This window comes from Micrococcus sp. SL257, assembly GCF_026625585.1.
Lineage (GTDB): Bacteria > Actinomycetota > Actinomycetes > Actinomycetales > Micrococcaceae > Micrococcus > Micrococcus luteus.
The window spans coordinates 2212360-2228409 of the sequence record NZ_CP113053.1; the positions used below are offsets into that span (position 1 = coordinate 2212360).

Annotated in this window: 15 protein-coding genes and 1 pseudogene; 5 read left to right on the top strand and 11 right to left on the bottom strand. The window is 66.7% G+C overall.

The window, feature by feature from the left end; translation table 11 throughout:
• The first annotated feature begins 134 nt into the window (after window positions 1-134).
• Window positions 135-608, top strand: coding sequence for a signal peptidase II (locus tag OVA32_RS10235; RefSeq protein ID WP_227718746.1), 474 nt, complete (start codon window positions 135-137; stop codon window positions 606-608).
• A 19-nt stretch (window positions 609-627) separates the two neighbouring features.
• Here OVA32_RS10235 and OVA32_RS10240 read toward each other — a convergent pair.
• The 3 genes and pseudogenes from OVA32_RS10240 to OVA32_RS10250 form a co-directional block, all read right to left on the bottom strand.
• Window positions 628-1525 (bottom strand): annotated as a pseudogene (locus OVA32_RS10240) (IS5 family transposase).
• Window positions 1526-1663: 138 nt separating this feature from the next.
• Window positions 1664-2425 carry a hypothetical protein gene (locus OVA32_RS10245; protein WP_267714328.1) on the bottom strand — a complete coding sequence of 254 codons (762 nt, stop codon included), beginning with the start codon at window positions 2423-2425 and terminating at the stop codon, window positions 1664-1666.
• A gap of 291 nt (window positions 2426-2716) precedes the next feature.
• Window positions 2717-2938, bottom strand: a complete 222-nt coding sequence (locus OVA32_RS10250; protein WP_267714330.1) for a hypothetical protein — start codon at window positions 2936-2938, stop codon at window positions 2717-2719.
• A gap of 181 nt (window positions 2939-3119) precedes the next feature.
• On the opposite strand from OVA32_RS10250, the gene OVA32_RS10255 reads away from it, so the two are divergent.
• From OVA32_RS10255 to OVA32_RS10270, 4 genes are all read left to right on the top strand, one after another.
• The gene (locus OVA32_RS10255) at window positions 3120-4463 is read left to right on the top strand and encodes an IS256-like element ISMlu11 family transposase (protein ID WP_042752856.1); all 1344 of its coding nucleotides are present in this window, start codon (window positions 3120-3122) and stop codon (window positions 4461-4463) included.
• Window positions 4464-5231: 768 nt separating this feature from the next.
• On the top strand, window positions 5232-5573 hold the full coding sequence (locus OVA32_RS10260) for a hypothetical protein (protein ID WP_248087099.1): 342 nt from the start codon (window positions 5232-5234) through the stop codon (window positions 5571-5573).
• Window positions 5574-5665: 92 nt separating this feature from the next.
• On the top strand, window positions 5666-7009 hold the full coding sequence (locus OVA32_RS10265; RefSeq protein ID WP_248087098.1) for a helix-turn-helix domain-containing protein: 1344 nt from the start codon (window positions 5666-5668) through the stop codon (window positions 7007-7009).
• 442 nt (window positions 7010-7451) lie between these two features.
• Window positions 7452-7601, top strand: coding sequence for a hypothetical protein (locus OVA32_RS10270; protein WP_248087095.1), 150 nt, complete (start codon window positions 7452-7454; stop codon window positions 7599-7601).
• 201 nt (window positions 7602-7802) lie between these two features.
• On the opposite strand, the gene OVA32_RS10275 is transcribed toward OVA32_RS10270, so the two are convergent.
• From OVA32_RS10275 to OVA32_RS10310, 8 genes are all read right to left on the bottom strand, one after another.
• Window positions 7803-8399, bottom strand: a complete 597-nt coding sequence (locus tag OVA32_RS10275; RefSeq protein WP_267714333.1) for a hypothetical protein — start codon at window positions 8397-8399, stop codon at window positions 7803-7805.
• 133 nt (window positions 8400-8532) lie between these two features.
• Complete coding sequence (locus OVA32_RS10280; protein ID WP_248087090.1) at window positions 8533-9330, bottom strand: hypothetical protein; 798 nt, start codon at window positions 9328-9330, stop codon at window positions 8533-8535.
• 268 nt (window positions 9331-9598) lie between these two features.
• Window positions 9599-9979: a hypothetical protein gene (locus tag OVA32_RS10285; protein ID WP_248087087.1), complete on the bottom strand. Its 381-nt coding sequence runs from the start codon at window positions 9977-9979 to the stop codon at window positions 9599-9601.
• Between the two features lie 4 nt (window positions 9980-9983).
• Window positions 9984-11888, bottom strand: a complete 1905-nt coding sequence (locus tag OVA32_RS10290; RefSeq protein ID WP_248087084.1) for a TraM recognition domain-containing protein — start codon at window positions 11886-11888, stop codon at window positions 9984-9986.
• A complete protein-coding gene (locus OVA32_RS10295) occupies window positions 11888-13390 on the bottom strand; it encodes a conjugal transfer protein TraC (protein WP_248087082.1) in 1503 nt (500 codons plus the stop codon). The genes OVA32_RS10290 and OVA32_RS10295 overlap by 1 nt, the downstream gene beginning before the upstream one ends.
• A complete protein-coding gene (locus OVA32_RS10300; RefSeq protein ID WP_324287920.1) occupies window positions 13390-14019 on the bottom strand; it encodes an SCO6880 family protein in 630 nt (209 codons plus the stop codon). The genes OVA32_RS10295 and OVA32_RS10300 overlap by 1 nt, the downstream gene beginning before the upstream one ends.
• Window positions 13956-14978, bottom strand: a complete 1023-nt coding sequence (locus tag OVA32_RS10305; protein ID WP_267714340.1) for a hypothetical protein — start codon at window positions 14976-14978, stop codon at window positions 13956-13958. The genes OVA32_RS10300 and OVA32_RS10305 overlap by 64 nt, the downstream gene beginning before the upstream one ends.
• Complete coding sequence (locus OVA32_RS10310) at window positions 14978-16018, bottom strand: hypothetical protein (protein WP_248087075.1); 1041 nt, start codon at window positions 16016-16018, stop codon at window positions 14978-14980. The genes OVA32_RS10305 and OVA32_RS10310 overlap by 1 nt, the downstream gene beginning before the upstream one ends.
• Window positions 16019-16050: the final 32 nt, after the last annotated feature.

Here is a 16050-nt window from a genome sequence, read left to right on the forward strand (position 1 = left end):
CCGACCTGTCCGGTCCATCCGGTACCTGCCAGCGATTTCACAGGTCGCGCCGGGGTCAGCAGATCCACTGAGGCGCCGGGAAACGGGCGCATCGCGAAAGGACACGAATGAACCACCGGCGCAGGTACCCCCTGGTGCTCTTGACCATTGCGATCGGGGCCGGCGTAGTGGTCCTGGACCAGGTGACCAAGTGGTGGGCGGAGAACAGCCTGTCCACGGGCGAGCGAGTCCCGCTCCTGGGTGAGCTGCTCGGGCTCCAGCTGGCCTACAACCCCGGGGCGGCCTTCTCGTTCGGGGCCAACTCGACCTGGATCTTCACCATCATCTCGGCGGTGGCGGTCGCCGCGGCGATCTGGTTCACCCTCCGGGTCCGTACCGTGTCCTGGGCGATCGTGATCGGGTGTCTCGGCGGCGCGGTGACTTCCCACCTGGGTGACCGGCTCCTGCGCCCACCGTCATTCGGGCAAGGCCACGTGGTGGACTTCCTCGCCTACGGGAACTGGTTCATCGGCAACATCGCGGACATCTTCATTGTCGGCGGGGCGCTGGCCGCGGTCCTCCTGACCGCCACGGTGCCCGACCGGGGCACCGTCGACGCCGCGCGATAACCACTACTAGGGCGTGTTGCTAAAGGAGGGTAGTCAGCCAGTGCAGTGTCGCTGCGAGGCTGAGCCCGGCGTGATAGTTCCGGGCGTGCTTGTCCGAGCGCATCGCGATCCCTCGCCACTGCTTGAGCCGGTTGAAGCACCGCTCTACGACATTGCGGCCCCGGTAGCGCTGGCGCTGGTCTTCACCGAAGTCGATCGGTCTTCCTGGGCGGCGGCGCCGGTGCGTGATCTGATCGGCCCGCTCGGGGATCGTGGCCGCGATGCCATGCCGGCGCAGCCAGGCCCGGTTCGCCTTCGAGGGGTAGCCCTTGTCTGCAATCAGGCGGTCAGGCCGTATCCGGGGCCGCCCACGGGCCCCGGCAACGCTGATCTGCTCCAGCGTGGTGGCCAGCATCGAGGTGTCCGCCACCTGCCCGCCGGTCGCCACGAACGCCAGCACCCTGCCCTTGCCATCACAGACCAGATGATTCTTCGTCGTCAGACCGCCACGGGAGCGTCCGATGGCATGGTCAGCCGGCTCGTCCGTTGATTTCTTGTAGTTCATCCAGGCCCCCTGTGGGGCGGGGCAGGGTCGCCCCGTGCTGGTGGACGCGCACGATCGTGGAATCGATCGAAGCCACCCAATCCAGCTCGCCAGCCTGCTGTGCCATGGACTGAGTACGCTCGAGCACCTGCTCCCACACGCCTTGGGCGGCCCACCGGTTGAAGTTCTTGTAGATCGTGTTCCAGTTCCCGAACCGCTCGGGCAGATCCCGCCACGGCGCCCCCGTGCGGAAGCGCCACGCGGTGGCCTCGACCACGATGCGCCGATCCACGGGCGGACGCCCGGTGGTCTTGGCTTCGGGGAACAGTGGGCCGATCACGGCCCAGAGCTCGTCTGAGATGACATCACGCGACAGGACCCCAGACTCGCGCATCCACGTCCCCGAACCCTTTAGCAACACGCCCTAGAGGGGTTATGTCAGTGTTGAAGCCGGAAGCCGACATGGTCGGGCTCTGCGGGTCGGGTGTATCAGCCAAGGCATCAGCTCTCGTCTCAGGAAGCATCGGGTGGCTCACCTGAGCTCTCCCTTCAGGCGTTGGGGTGCAGGCCGTCCGGGGACCCAGATCTCCCCGCCGATTTTCTTCCCTAGGTCCCCGAAGGCGCCCTGTACGCCGAGTCTGTGCACACAGAACCACCAGGCCTCTAGATCCTCTGCGATGTACTCCCGCAGGCGCCGTCGGTAATCGTCGAGCGCGGCCGAATCGTGGAACGGGACCGAGGAGAACTCGGGTACTGACTGCTGGACGTGTTGCTCGACGCGTTCCCAGTACTCGGAAGGCTGGTCGAACTCTCCCGGCTCGTCCGTCGCCAGAATGTCCAGATGGTGGAACCGTCCTGATCTGCCGTATCGAGCCAAGGTTGCGAAGACGAGGGGGATTGTTGAGTTCTCCCGGAGCCACTCGGCGAGCTGCTGCGCGTAGCCCGGGGCCGTCGTCTGAGCCAGACCCTCTGCAATTGCCTTCTGGAGCTGGGAGCTGAGCATTTCGATGTCATGTCCCCAACTGCACAGCGCCGATTTGGAAGGCCAAGAGCCCGTCCGCTCAAGTGCGTGGCACCCAAGAACGACCTTCATGGTCTTCTCTACCCCTATGCTTCCGACGGTGAAGACCGCGTCGCCGTCGACGTGGATGTAGCGCATCTGGCGGACCGCTTCGACGGTGTGCACCAGAAGGTTCCGTACCGACTCGGACTCCTCCAGCAGCGCCCTGCTCTGACGTGTGGAAAGAAACGGGTGCAGCGAGTTCCCTCGCTCAGCCGGGTGGCTAGGTGTCATGGCGCTAACGTCCCTCCCCGTTCATCGCAGGCGCTGGTGGTCCAGCCCCGTCCGGCCTCGATCCTAGAGCCGTCCTGGGAGACGGGACTGGTTCCTCAAGGCTCCCTCGAAGCTGAAGTGCTCACGCGGGCGCAGTGGGCCATGTGCGGCCCCCGAGCAACTCCGCATTGTGGACGGCGGTCCGAGGGCTCCGAAAATGGCTGTCTGAAAACGGTCCCGATCCGGTTGTGGCCGCCTCAAGACCGTAGATCGGCTCGTGCCATCGAGCAGGATTGGTCCATGCCAGATCTATCAGTCTTCGCGCTTGGGGTCGCTCTGGTGTCTGCCGTATTCACGGGGATCGCCGCGATCGGAACCGCGCGTCAAGCGAAGTACGTTCGAGACCAGACGAGAATCCAGGCTGACCAGGTTGCCTCTGCCCACGAGCAGACGCGCCTGCAGCGTGAGCAGGCCCGAGCCCTGGCGCAGCCCTACGTCTGGGCCGATATCCAACCCGATCCCCAGGTCGTCCATCGATTACAGCTGGTCGTCAGTAATTCGGGCCCGACGGTTGCCACGAATGTACGTGTGACGTTCGATCCACCGCTGCCTTCGGGCCCGTTTCACGCCGACAGGGTCCTGGTACTGCAGGAGGTGCGGGCGTGTCAGATGGTCTGTGTAAGCCGTACCGAGAGGAACGGTAAGAATCATGACCATGATCGACGAGAAGAACCCAGGCGAGCCCTCGGGCCAGGACCTGGTCGAGCAGCTGAAAGCCTCAGGGCAGCTTGATTCCCTATTCGCGCAGATCGACGCGGGCGGCGTCGAGCTCACCGGTGACGGCGGGTTCGTGCCCGCGCTGGTCAAGGCCGCGCTCGAGCGGGGCCTGCAGGCCGAGCTGACCAGCCATCTGGGCTACGAGAAGGGCTCGAGCGAGGCGCCGAAGCACGCCAACTCCCGCAACGGGACCACCCCGAAGACCGTGGAGTCCGAGGTCGGGCCGATCGAGCTGGACGTCCCGCGAGACCGGGGCGGGTCGTTCACCCCGCGCCTGGTGCCCAAGGGCCAGCGGCGCCTCGGGGGCCTGGATGACATGATCATCAGCCTCTATGCCGGCGGAATGACGATCCGGGACATCCAGCACCACCTGGCCTCCACGATCGGCACGGACCTGTCGCACGAGACGATCTCCAACATCACCGACGCCGTGAGCGAAGAGGTCCTGGCGTGGCAGTCGCGGCCGCTGGAGGAGTTCTATCCGGTGATCTATCTCGACGCAATCCGGATCAAGATCCGAGAGAACAGCCAGGTCCTCAACCGTGCCGCCTACATCGCCGTCGGCGTGGACCTCGAGGGCATCAAGCACGTGCTGGGGATCTGGGTCCAGGACACCGAGGGCTCGGCGTTCTGGGCCCACGTCTGCGCCGATCTCGCCAACCGGGGCGTGCAGGACGTGCTGATCGTGTGCTGCGACGGGCTCAAGGGCCTGCCGGAGGCGATCGAGGCGACGTGGCCGGACTCGATGGTCCAGACCTGCGTGGTTCACCTGATCCGGGCCGCGATGCGGTTCGTGGCCTACCAGGACCGCAAGAAGGTCGCCGCCGCGCTGAAGCCGATCTACACCGCCCCCAACGAAGAGACCGCGAGGAAGGCGCTGGCCGAGTTCGAGGCCTCCGAGCTCGGCACGAAGTACCCGTCTGCAGCCGCGACCTGGGCGAACTCCTGGGAGCGGTTCATCCCGTTCCTGCAGTTCCCACCCATGCTCCGCAAGGTCATCTACACGACCAACAGCATCGAGTCGCTGAACTTCCAGCTACGGAAGGTGACCAAGAACCGCGGCCACTTCCCCTCGACCGAGGCGGCGGTGAAGCTGCTCTGGCTGGCGATCTGCAACATCGAAGACAAACGCGCCGCCGAACGCGCTCGGGACCGGGGCAAACCCGCCGGCCAGCGCAAAGCCCAGGGCCGGCTCGTCGAAGGTCAGGCCGTCACGAACTGGAAGCAGGCCCTCGCCCAGCTCGCCGCGGCCTACCCCGACCGGATCAACCCCTACCTGTGACCACCCCGCTTACACAGACAAGTTGACACGCCCGGAGGTGCTGGAGGCGGGACTCAGCTCGATCGCCCCTCACAGATCGTTCCGGTGGACACTGGGGGTCAGCCACGAGGTCTTCGGCGATGACCCTCTGCCGCCTCTCCTCATCAGGGTGGAGGCCGACGGCCCATTCGGGCCCTTGCCGCCTCTTGAGATCCCGGTGAATTTCAATGATTGGGCGACGGCGCAAAATGCCCCGGATAGCTCTCTCCATCTCGTGCGTCAGGCGATCAAGGAGCTCACGAAAGCAGTCCAGAAGTCCTCTGGATGAGCATGTGGAGGTGGCATTCGAACCCGGGAGAGCTGCGCCCTTGGTACACGCCGAGTTCGGCGCGTATCGGGCGCGATGCACCTCCGCCTGTCGCCGCGGGAAGAGTCCCGGAAGTACCTTCTACCTGTGCTTCGAGCCGTTCTCATCCAGCCGCCTGCCCATGATGACGGTCCCCTCCCTGAGGCCAGGGCCGAGGATCTCCCAGCCCGTACGGCGGTAGAGGGAAGGGGCCGGTGTTCGAAAGGGCACCGTGATCATGGGCACGACCTTGGCAACCGGAGACGGCGGGACGGCAGGCAGATAGGTAGGGCGTGGTAGCCCGAGGCTGATTTAGCGCGTAGACGTAATCGGTCGTTTGTGGTGGCCGGAGCCTCGCCACAACCCTCGCCAACAGGGGGGCGCGCCCGAACGCCTATACCTGACTGGACGCAAGAAGTAGACCCGGATGGCACCATGGCCGCATGGGAACCTTCGACATTCACTCCGACATCCTCGAGCTGCCCGAGCTGGAGGGGCCTGACGGCCTGGCGGCCCACGGATTGTGGTACCGGTGCGGCATGTGGACCGCCACCAACGGGCAAACCGGAGTCATACCCCAAAGCATCGCCCACGAGCTCTTCGGCGGTGACGACGCCACAATTGAGCGTCTGATCCGTGCAGGCCTTTGGGAGGCCACAAATGATGGCTATCGCATGCTCCGCGGACCTTCTTCGGATCCTGATCAGCCCCTGCCGCTGTGGCGCTACAGCGACGACGACCTAGGCGGACGCCCCTTCGCCCGCGATGACACTCCAAATACCTAAACGACCCTCTGCGCGTAGGGCCCCCGCCGAGAGGCTTGCCCGCCCCGGACTGTTCGAGCCGATCCCCAAAGGCCCTCGCTTACGCTGACCCCATGTGGACACGCCTTCATGCCCGCCTCGGGCTGACCGACCCGGAGCTCACGCCTGAGCACCTCGAGATCGCTGTGCGCGAGAACCTCGAGGAGGACGAGCAGCTGGACTGGAAGGTCCAGCTGCCTTTCGCGGGCGAACCGAAAGGTCCAGAGTTGGAGGCCAAGGCCCGGGAGCTGGCCAAGGATGTGGCCGCGATGGCCAACGGGGACGGCGGCGTGATCATCTACGGCGTGCAAGAGCTGCGCTCGGACACGCCGATGGCCATCGTCAGCGTCGGCGAGGTCTCCGAAACCCAGGAGCAACAGATCCGGCGTGCCGTTCTCTCCCACACCTACCCGCCCGTCTCGGGCGTGCAGTTCGAGCACATCCGATGGGATGACGGACGCCAGGTGATGGCCTTGCACGTTCCGGCCAGCCCGGAAGCGCCCCACCTGATCCGTCCCCCCAGAGACAAGTCGGATCAGGGGTGGTTTCAAGCACCGTGGCGCAGTGGCTCCCACACGGCCGCCATGACCGAGCGTCAGATCGAGGAGGCGTACCGCCTCCGCGAGCAGCGTCGACGTGAGCAGCGGGCCAGTGTGAACGAACGATTCAACGACTTCCTGGTGGCCGTCAGAGCCGACGGACTGGATCGGATGACACACACTTTGGCTGTAACGACCACCATCGCGCTGCCGCCCATCTGGATGGTGGCCCTGGCCGTCCCGCTGCAACCACGCCTAGACACTCGACGGTTGAGCCCTATCGGGGCCACCCGATTCCTCGACGCGGCGCAGGCTCACCGGCCCCCACAGAAAACTGAGGGCATCAGCGCGCTCAGATCCGCAGACTACTCACCCCTGCGACGAGGACTGGGCCTGTATCACCGCACCTACCTCCCACTCCCACATCTTTCCCAAGGCGCACGCATCGAAGTACATGGAGACGGCGGGGTGGGACTGGGTGTGACTCGGGACGGGGACTTCGGCCCCAGCAATCTCACCCCGGAGTTCGTCGCCGCCGAAGACGCGGAGACCCTCGCCTGGGACCTGGCCACCGTGCTGATCCGGACCGTCGAGGCAGGAAACGTGAGTGGCGACTTCCTGGTCATGTTCGGACCTTCCCGGAGCGGAGAAGGCATCCGTCAACCCAACAAGTGGGGAAACTCCTACGGACACGTCAGTGACGAAGACCGCGTGCGGGGGCTTCGTACCATCTCCGGCACGGTGGTTACCACGCAAGGCCGGCGCGAACTGGCGCGCAGCGTGTGGCAGCTGCTGGAGGACTTTCTATCCCAGCGTGGGGCTGTACCCAGTTCGACAGCTGATCAGTTCCTCACCGCTCTCACCCTTCACGAAAGCTGACACAGCTCGTCAGGGCGACGGGTCGGTTGGTCCCGTGACCGGATGGACCCGATCCCGGGCCGCCGGAGGGGACTGCTACACGGATAGGTGTCATCTGATCCGGCTTGCCCGCAGGGCGGCCTGGAAGGATGTTGCTGTGCCCGCCCCGTACCCCCAAGAGTTCCGCGACGACGTCGTCCACGTCGCCCGCACCCGTGGAGACGGTGTGACCCTGGCCCGAATCGCCAAGGACTTCGGTATCCACGAGATGACCTTGTCAACGTGGATGCGCCAAGCCGACACCGACAACGGTGAGAAGCCGGCCTCTCGACAACCGAGGCCACAGAGAACCGAGAGCTGAGGAAAAGAATCCGTCTGCTCGAATAGGAGAACGAGGTCCTGCCCCCGGGCGGCGGCCTACCTTTTCTCAGGCGAACCTGTCGGAAAAAGGCTCTACTCGCTCGTGAAAGAGATCGCCGCCGATGGGATTCCCGTCGCGGTGACGTGCCGGGTCTTGAAGCTCTCCCGCCAGCCCTACTACCGCTGGCTGGCCAGCCCTGTCACCACCGGTGAGCTGGCGCAGGCGTACCGGGCGGATGCCCGGTTTCAATAATGATCCGCGCCCTTACGCCGCCCTGCCGCCAGCCCAAGCTGAGTCGATTGACCCCCGATGGAGCCCTAGTTGATAGAGCCCACGCGACGACCGGCGGGGCGTGTGCGAGAAGGCTGCCTGATTCGAGTCTTGCCCAGGACGCCTGGTCTCTCGCTCGACACCCACTTTGAATCAGGGCACCGACCGCAGTGCAGTCGGTCGTTATATCCGATGCTCGCAAACTAGGACGTCGGGCGAGCTCGTAAGGTCGACGGCAGTGATCCTCAATAGCGCCCCTCTGTCGAACACGAACTCCCCGGCCTTCGCTGTGCTCGCCATGCCTTCGATCGGGCGGATGCCAAACGGGTCAGGCTCCGACCCGCTCGGGCAGTAGAGCGGATACCGACCCACGGTGATCTCTAGGAGGACAGAAACCGGTTTGGCCCCGCCATCTTCGGCATATACCCCCTTCTCTGTCCGCTGATCCTCGTGCAGATGGAAAAGCGCGAGGTCGCGACACGGGGTGGCGAAGCCATATCCGAGGTCCACTATCAGCCGCTCACGCAGGAACTGGGACAGCACGTCCTCCGTGACTGTGATCCCTCGGTACGCTGTACTCCCAGCCTTCGCGCCCAGCGCTCCAGAGCGCCATGCCTCGAAGAAGAGGCGGCTGACTGCCTCAACGAACTCCCCCTGGCTACGCCATCCCTCCCAGTCGAGGAATGCCCCGCAGGTACCCGTCAGGGGGTGACCCTTTCGCAACGCCCGATTGATCGCGTAGAAGTCGAACGGCCTTAGCCCATTAACGACCGGGGCCATCACCCCCAGCCCTTTCCCAAGCTGCCCCGACACCCCCGCTGATCGCTCGCCACCACTCATTCTGGATCCCCTCTCGTGCTAGTTCCCTAGGTTGGGATCAGCGTAAGGGTGTCCATAGCGCGAGCCGCGACGCTCACTCCCAGCCTTGCGCATTCACCGATGTTTGCCACTGCACCTCAACTCCTGGATCCGCGCCAGACACCACCACGCGCACGGTGGGGCTCGCCGGCGTGGACGATGTCGTCTCCACTTCCGCCGCCACCTCCGACGGTGCCCGGCGGGCCACCAGACCGATGGGGTTTGAGACCGCCACCTCCTCCCCGTCTGCGTTGACGACACGCGCCCGCAGATACTGCACGCCTTCCTCGGGGCGCTCGAGCACGTCCTCCTCACGGGTGGTCCCCGCCCAAGCCGTGAAGTCGTCCTCGTCGTAGTCCAGCGTGAACGCCGGCCGGTCCCCGTACGCCTCGGGTTCCTTGTGCATCCCGATCTTCGCGCAGCCGGCCTCGTCCACCATGCGACGCAGACGCGCGGTGAGCATCTCCACGTGGGGGTGCCACATCATCATCGGCCCCAGCCCTGGAGCCTGTTCCTCCCAGACCTTGTACTCCATGCACATGGCCGCGTATAGCTCGGCGGTGAGGTCCGAGTGCTTGTACCAGCAGGGCGGAACTACCGAGGTTACCAGCCGGTACTCGGCCACGAACCAGTCCACCCAGCGGCGAAGCGTGTTCCACGCCTCCCACTGGTGCTCGGCCTCGATCTCCCGCCACCGGGTGCCCATCCACACCGGTGGACCCTCGCCCGCGAGTTCCGCGGCGACCTCCGGGTCGACGTAGGGCAGCGGAGTCCCCGTCTGTCCGTCGTCATCGGCGGCTGCCGGCCCCTCCCATTCCGTGGGCTCGTCGTCTTCAATCCAGGGCGATGCCATCAGTTCCGTCCTTCCCTCGTGTACCGGCGTGCTGGCCCGCCCAACAGCCTCTCGAGCCGGGCGAACAGCTCCTCAACGGCCTCGCGCCCGCCTGCCCCGGTCGAGCGCATGTAGCGATGCGCGGCGTCCTCGCATGTACCGCACAACCACACCCCGATTCCGCAGGCGGCACGGCACTCGGCGCGGTCCAGGTGCCGTCCATCGGTGCAGTGCCACCTCGTGGAGACGGTCCGTTGGCAGACATGGCACCGTGCACCCCCGTCGTCGCTCATGCCTGCCTCTGCCGGATCATCCTGGCCATGATCACGATCGTCGCCCGCCTGCGGTCCCATCCAAAGAACTCCTTCTTGCCGTCCATGATCTGATGCAGCCGCTGATGGTGGTCCCGGCACAACGGCATCAAGTCGTTGTGCGCTTCACGGGCCTGCCACCGACCCTCCTCGTCCTGGCCCACGCCCTTGTACGAGACGTGGTGTAGGTCCAGGGTCCCGGCCTGGGTCAGCGTGATCCCGCAGACCTGGCAGGCCGGCTCTTGGCCGGCCTGCCGGCAGTCCGCGAACCACCGCACCCGCCTGTACCCCCACGCCTGGGATCGCAGGTACCGCTTGTACTCGGCCGAGCCGGTGCGGTGCAGCCCGAACCTGCCCATGCCCTCACCGCACAGGGATCGCCGGGGCCGTCGCCGGCACCGGGTCCAACGCCGCCACGGATTCTTCGGCCCGGTCCGCGTCGGTCGGTGTCGACGGGGCCGGGTCCTTGGACTCCAGCTCGGCCAGCAGCGCCTTCGAGTACCGACCCGCGGCCTCCTTGATCTGCTTGCCGTCCTTGCGGTCCCACCAGCGGGTCATCCGCATCAGGATCGGACGCCCGTTGCGATTCAGCAGGATCCCCCACCCGAACGGCAGCCGACGCAGCTCCGCGACCGAGACCACCTCGGTGTCGTGAATCTGCTCGGAGACCGAGGTGTGGTCCTTGCCCCGAGACTTCGAGGTCCGCATGATCTTGCGCTGACCGGCCAACTTGGCGAACTGCTCCAGGTCGGACACGTTCGAGGCACCCCCGAGCTGGACCTTCACCGTGGCCGCGTCGAACAGCGCCTGCGCCTGCTGCTCGCCCCACTCGTTGCGGGCCTGAGCCATCGACTGGAATACCGCGAACGGGCTGATGCCCACACCGCCGCCGTCAGCCATCAGCTGGGTCAACCCCGGCCAGGCACCGGAGATGTTCGCGATCTCATCGAGCACCAGCGACAGCGGCGGGTCCAGCCGGTTCCCGGGCGACTTCGCCGCCAGCTCACGGGCACGCTCGGTGATGGCGTCCATCATCGCGATCAGGAACGGTCCCGCCGACGAGCCGCCGGTCTTGGTGCCCACGATGTAGAGCGTCCCGCACTCGGTGAGGAACTTGTCGATGTCCAGGGTCTCCTCGAACCGGCTGGGTCGCAGCACGTCGCGAACCTCGGGCACCGACAGCCCCTTGACCGCACCCGCCACGCCGAACCACTTGGACTGGAGCAGCTTCGGGTCGCCCTCGATGATGCCCTTGAGCACCAGGTTCCAGTTCAGCGCGGCCTTGGGATGCTCGGTCAGGATTTTCACGGCCTCCTTGGCCTCGGCCGGGTTGTTACCCCACCGCATCAGATCATCCACGGTGCGCTCACCCAGCGCCGCGGCGTGCAGCAGGCACTCCATGATCGTGATCGCCGGGGCCTGCCACTCCGCGTTCGAGCTGGAGGACCCCAGGCCGGAGGCACCGATCAGCGACGCCGCCCGCTGATTCGCCACACGCGGCTCCTCACAGCCCGTGATCGGGGACCACTTCAGCGTGGAGGGCTGACCGGTCAGTCCCTGCGGGTCGAACAGGGCCACCGGCCCCTTCTTCTTGCGCAGCTCGGCCGTGGCCCCCAGGTTGTCCGCACGAGAGCTGGTTGTGATGACCGGGCCGGGCGCGTCGAGAATCGCACCGATCAGCAGGTGCACGCCCTTGCCCGAGCGCGGCGGGCCGATCAGCACCACCGACTCCTCGTAGGACGCGAACACGTCCACGCCCTCGGCCTTGCCCAGACGCATGGCCCCGTCCGTGATGGCCGGCTTCTTGATCGAGGGCCGGACCTTCTTCACCCGGGACAGCACCGACTTGCGGCCCACCGTCTTGGTGATCTCCGCAGACCGGGCCAGGCCCTCGCGCTCGCGCAGCTCCTTGATGAACTTCTTGTCCGACTGCTGGTACCGGCTGCACGCCGTCACCGCCACGCCAATCAGCACGAGGGCCAGCACCCCCAGACCGATCAGCCAGCCGATGACCCCGCCGGTGGTCGCCGTGCACCCCTGGACGGTGGTCCCGAACGCCGCCGGGTCGTGCTCGCCCACGAGGAAGCCCAGCGGCGCGAACAGCGAGTCCGGCTTCGTCGGTGCCCCACAGTGGATACGCCCGGCCAGGAACCCGGCCAGCAGGTACGCCCCGTAGAGCAGCACGGCCGGACCGATGAGCCAGATCAGTGCCGTCTCGGCCGGGTTGTCCCCTTCCAGGACCGAGTTGTTGCCACGTTCACGTCGCATCAGGCCACCGCCTCCTTCGCCTTGTCCATGCGCTCGTCCGTGTCGAACAGCGGCAGCTCGGCCCGCGTGAGCACGTTCTGCACCTCGAACGAGGAATCCCCCAGCCGCCACAGGCCCGTGCCCTTGGGCAGGGACCGCACCAGGGACCGCTCCCGGTCGGACAGTTCCATCTCCGACGTCGTGATCTTCAGCGCGGACCGGTCCTGCCGGTAGATCACCTTCACGTCCGCATCAGCCAGCAGGGACCGGGCCATCGCGGCCATCTTCGAGCTCTGATCACCAGCCATGTCCAGATCAGCGATCTTGTGCAGCACGAGCACGTTGAAGATGCCGTACGCGCGGCTGAGCTTCCACTGCTCGACCATGCGCCGCAGGTCGGCCTCGGAGCTGATGTTGTCCCAGCCCTCTTCGTAGATCACGATCCGCTGCCCGCCATCGCGCGTGGTGACCATCGCTTCAGTCCACGCGCCCGCGCACGCGTTCACCACGCGCACCGCCTCCGGGGAGGCACCCAGCAACGCGGAGGTGTCGATGCTCGTCGCGCACGCCTGCTCATCCAGGACGACCGTGGTCTCCCCGTCGAACATGCCGGCCAGGTCGCCGGAGGACACGCGACCCAACGTCATCATCGTCACCGACGCGGCCTCCGCCTTCATCGCGTCCGAGTCCGCGCGGGCCGCGTCCAGCGCCCGGATCACGTCCGGGATGATCGGCGGACGGCCCTCGGCGTCCGCGACCGCCACGGCCGCGTCCAGGCCCGCCGAGAGCACGTGGTGCTCGGGCGAGGTCATGTCCCGGTCGGTGAGGATCTTCACCAGGGCCACCAAGATGGACATGCGCCGGGTCCGCACCATCGAGTCCCACGCCCGGTCCGTCATCGGCTCTCCCTGCACGTCCGTCGAGGGCCGGGTGCCCGGGTCCAGCGGGTTCAGGCGCGTGTCCAGGCCAGGGCCGACCTGGATCACCGATCCACCCAGGCCCTTGACCACACGGGTCCACTCGCCCTTCTTGTCCGAGGCCACCGAGAGCTTACGCCCGGCCAGCACCTGCCGCACCGCCAGCGACTTGGCCAGCGACGACTTCCCGGTGCCCACCTGACCGAACAGCATCATCGACATGCCCGAGATGATCCCGGCCTCATAGAGCGCCCACGGGTCGAAGCAGAAAGCGCCGCCGCCGTGCATGTCCTTGCCGATCATCAGCCCGCGCGCACCCAGACCGGGGCCAGCCACGAACGGGTACGCCGTCGAGGCCGTGTGCGTCGTCGTGCGGACCGGCCGCGGGGCCAGCGTGCGCAGCCCCCGCAGCTGCCGTGCCCCGCGCGGTCCGGCCTTGCCCCACTGCGGCTGAGGGAACCGCACCTCCCGCGACTCCCGGTTGCGCAGACGCCGCGCCTGCGCCTGCGCCATCTTCATTTTCCGCTGAGCGACCCTGGCCTCACGCAGGGACATCTTGCCCGGCTCGATGATCTGGAACAGGTCGACCTTCGGTTCTTCACGCATCAGAGCTTCATCCTTCCGAACGGCAGGGCACCGGCCACGAACGCCGCGTCCTGCTCCATCCACACCGGGCGCAGCTCGCACTCGGCCGTGATACCGGAGGCCACGACCTCCGCCGCCGCGGACTCCAGTTCGGACCGCGAGGACCCGGTCACCGTGACCAGCACGACAACCTCCACGCCCGTGTGCCGACGCCGCAGCTCGGCCTCCTCGCGCTCCACGTCCTCCAGGGACTGGTCATGTTCCAACGAACCGATGCGACCGAGCTTGGTCATCAGCCGCGAGTTCGTGTGCCAGTCCGTCTTGCGCCGCTGCACGGACCGCACCGCGGCCCCACGCTCGACCGGAGCCAGGAACACCGAGACCGTGTGCCGGAAGTCCCCAGCGAACACCAGCTCGTCCAGGAACCCCAGCCGGGCCAGGTTCTGCGGCAGCTCGGAGACCTTGTAGGTGCGGTGGTAGTTCCCGTCCGTGACCATGTGGCCCGCATGGACCTCCACGGCCATCGGTCCCGCGCTCGAGGGCGCGGTGCCCGCCGTCTTCCCGTCCGCCTTTGTGGTCGAGACCATCACCGAGGCGTCCGGGTCGAACGCCGACCGCGAGAGGCCGGCCAGCGAACGGGGGAGTGCCAAGCGGTCACCTGGGTCCCCGAGCGCGGCAGCGTGCTCTCCACCGTCGTCATCAGCTTGAGCATGTGCTCCATGAGCGCCGGGGTGCCCCCGCCGAGCGCCTTGACCTGCGAGGTGATCTTCGACGGGGAGACCACCAGCGTCAGCCACTGCTCGTGCACCGGCATCGACTGAGCCTCCTTCATCAGCTCACGGAACGCCTGGTCCAGGAACGGGTCGATGCTCGCCCCTGACCGGCCCGCGCCCTCCTGCTTGGACTCGTAGAAGTCCTCCACGGCCGCACCGGAGATGAGCGTCGTCTGATCCGAAGCCTGAATCCGCACCACACCCGGCAGACGCGACAGCGCCGCCAGCGACGATCCCCACGACAGGGACCGTTCCTCCTGAGCGTCGAAGGACTCCAGGTCAAAGCCCCGCGTCGTCATGACCTTCGCGCAGACCACCGCTTCCCGGGCGCGCGGGTCCCAGACGAACCCGGCCCCGTTGGGCATCGCATAGACCATCAGCTCTCCGGCCACACCCGGCAGCCGGAACCGTGCCGGCTCACCCGGCTTGATCCGCCCCTTCGCATCACGCTGGGCCTGCGGCCCTGCCTCGCTCACCGGGGCCTGCGGCTCGCCGTCCACCAGCTCCAGCACGTGTACCGGGGCCATCCCCTGGCGGTACTCGAGCTGATCCGTTGCCCCGCGCCGCAGGTACTGCGCCGCCACCCACACCCAGCCAGGCAGGGACCGGCCCCGGAACCGGGTCGCACCGAACGCGCCGATCACGGCCATCAGCCCGATACCCACGAACATGCCCGGCCCGCCACGCAGGATGAACGCCATGCCGATCAGCACACCGGCCAGAACCACGATCACCTGCTCCAGGGTCAGCCCCAGGATCAGTCCCTGAGTCCGTTCCTGGGGGAATCGGACGTCGTCGTACTCCGAGTCCATCGACTCCTGAATCATCGTTGCCATCAGCGGCCTCCTCGCATCGCCATCGCCCCGGCACGCTGGCGCATCCGGCCAGCCCGCGCCGAAACGCCCCGCATCGAATTCATTGCCCCACGCCCGGCCCGGCTCGCGGCCATCACGCCCGCCTGCTCAGCCTGCCCGGCACCGCCAGCCAGCCACGCGGTGACTGCAAGCATCAAGATCGGCATGGCCGCGGCCACGAACACCAGCACCATGCCAGCCACGGTCTGCACCCAATCCGTGGACAACGCCGCCATCGCCATGCCCATCCGCACGACGACGGCTGCGAGCGGCCCGGCCATGATCAGCCCCAGCATCATCGACAGCCACCGCCCCGCCAGCGCCTTGGCCGGCTCCAGGGCCAGCGAGAAGATCGCCGGGGCCGCGAACGAGGCCAAGATCAGAATCAGCACCAGACGGAAGATCATCATCGCCATCAGCACGAAGCAGGCGAAGAAGATCACCAGCGCGATGATCACCGCGACCACGATCATCCCGTTTTCCGAGTTCTCGCTGGCCATCTCCCACTGCGCGAAGTTCTCGTCCAGCAAGATCTTGTCGTCGGCGGCGTCGTACGTCAGACCGAACAGTCCCAGCACGCCGGCCACTGCCTCGTCCTCGCCATCGGTGCCACCGGAACCGACCCGCAAGACCCACAAGGTCAGCTGTTGGGTCGCCCCCATCGCCATCCACACCAGCCCGACCACCACGTAGGTCGCCGGGATGCTGAACACCGCCGCCAGGAACGCACGCAGCATGCCAGCCGTAGACCCGCGCACCGCCGAGAGCACGACCTGGACGGCCACGAAGATCACTAGCAGCGGGATCATCGCCACCACGATGATGTTCAGCATCCCCGGGTGGTTGATCACCGTGCTCTCGCCACCGGCCACCGACGTAGTAACCTGACCGCCGACGACCGTGACCCACCACTCCGGGGTCAGCGCACCCACGGAGAAAGCCTGCTCGATCAGCCCGGCAGCGGCCTTCGCCAGCCCCAGGATCGAACCCCGCAGGAACTCTTCGAAGTCCTTCTCCCACATCGTTCTCTCCCTCCGTGAGTGCGCTCAGGACC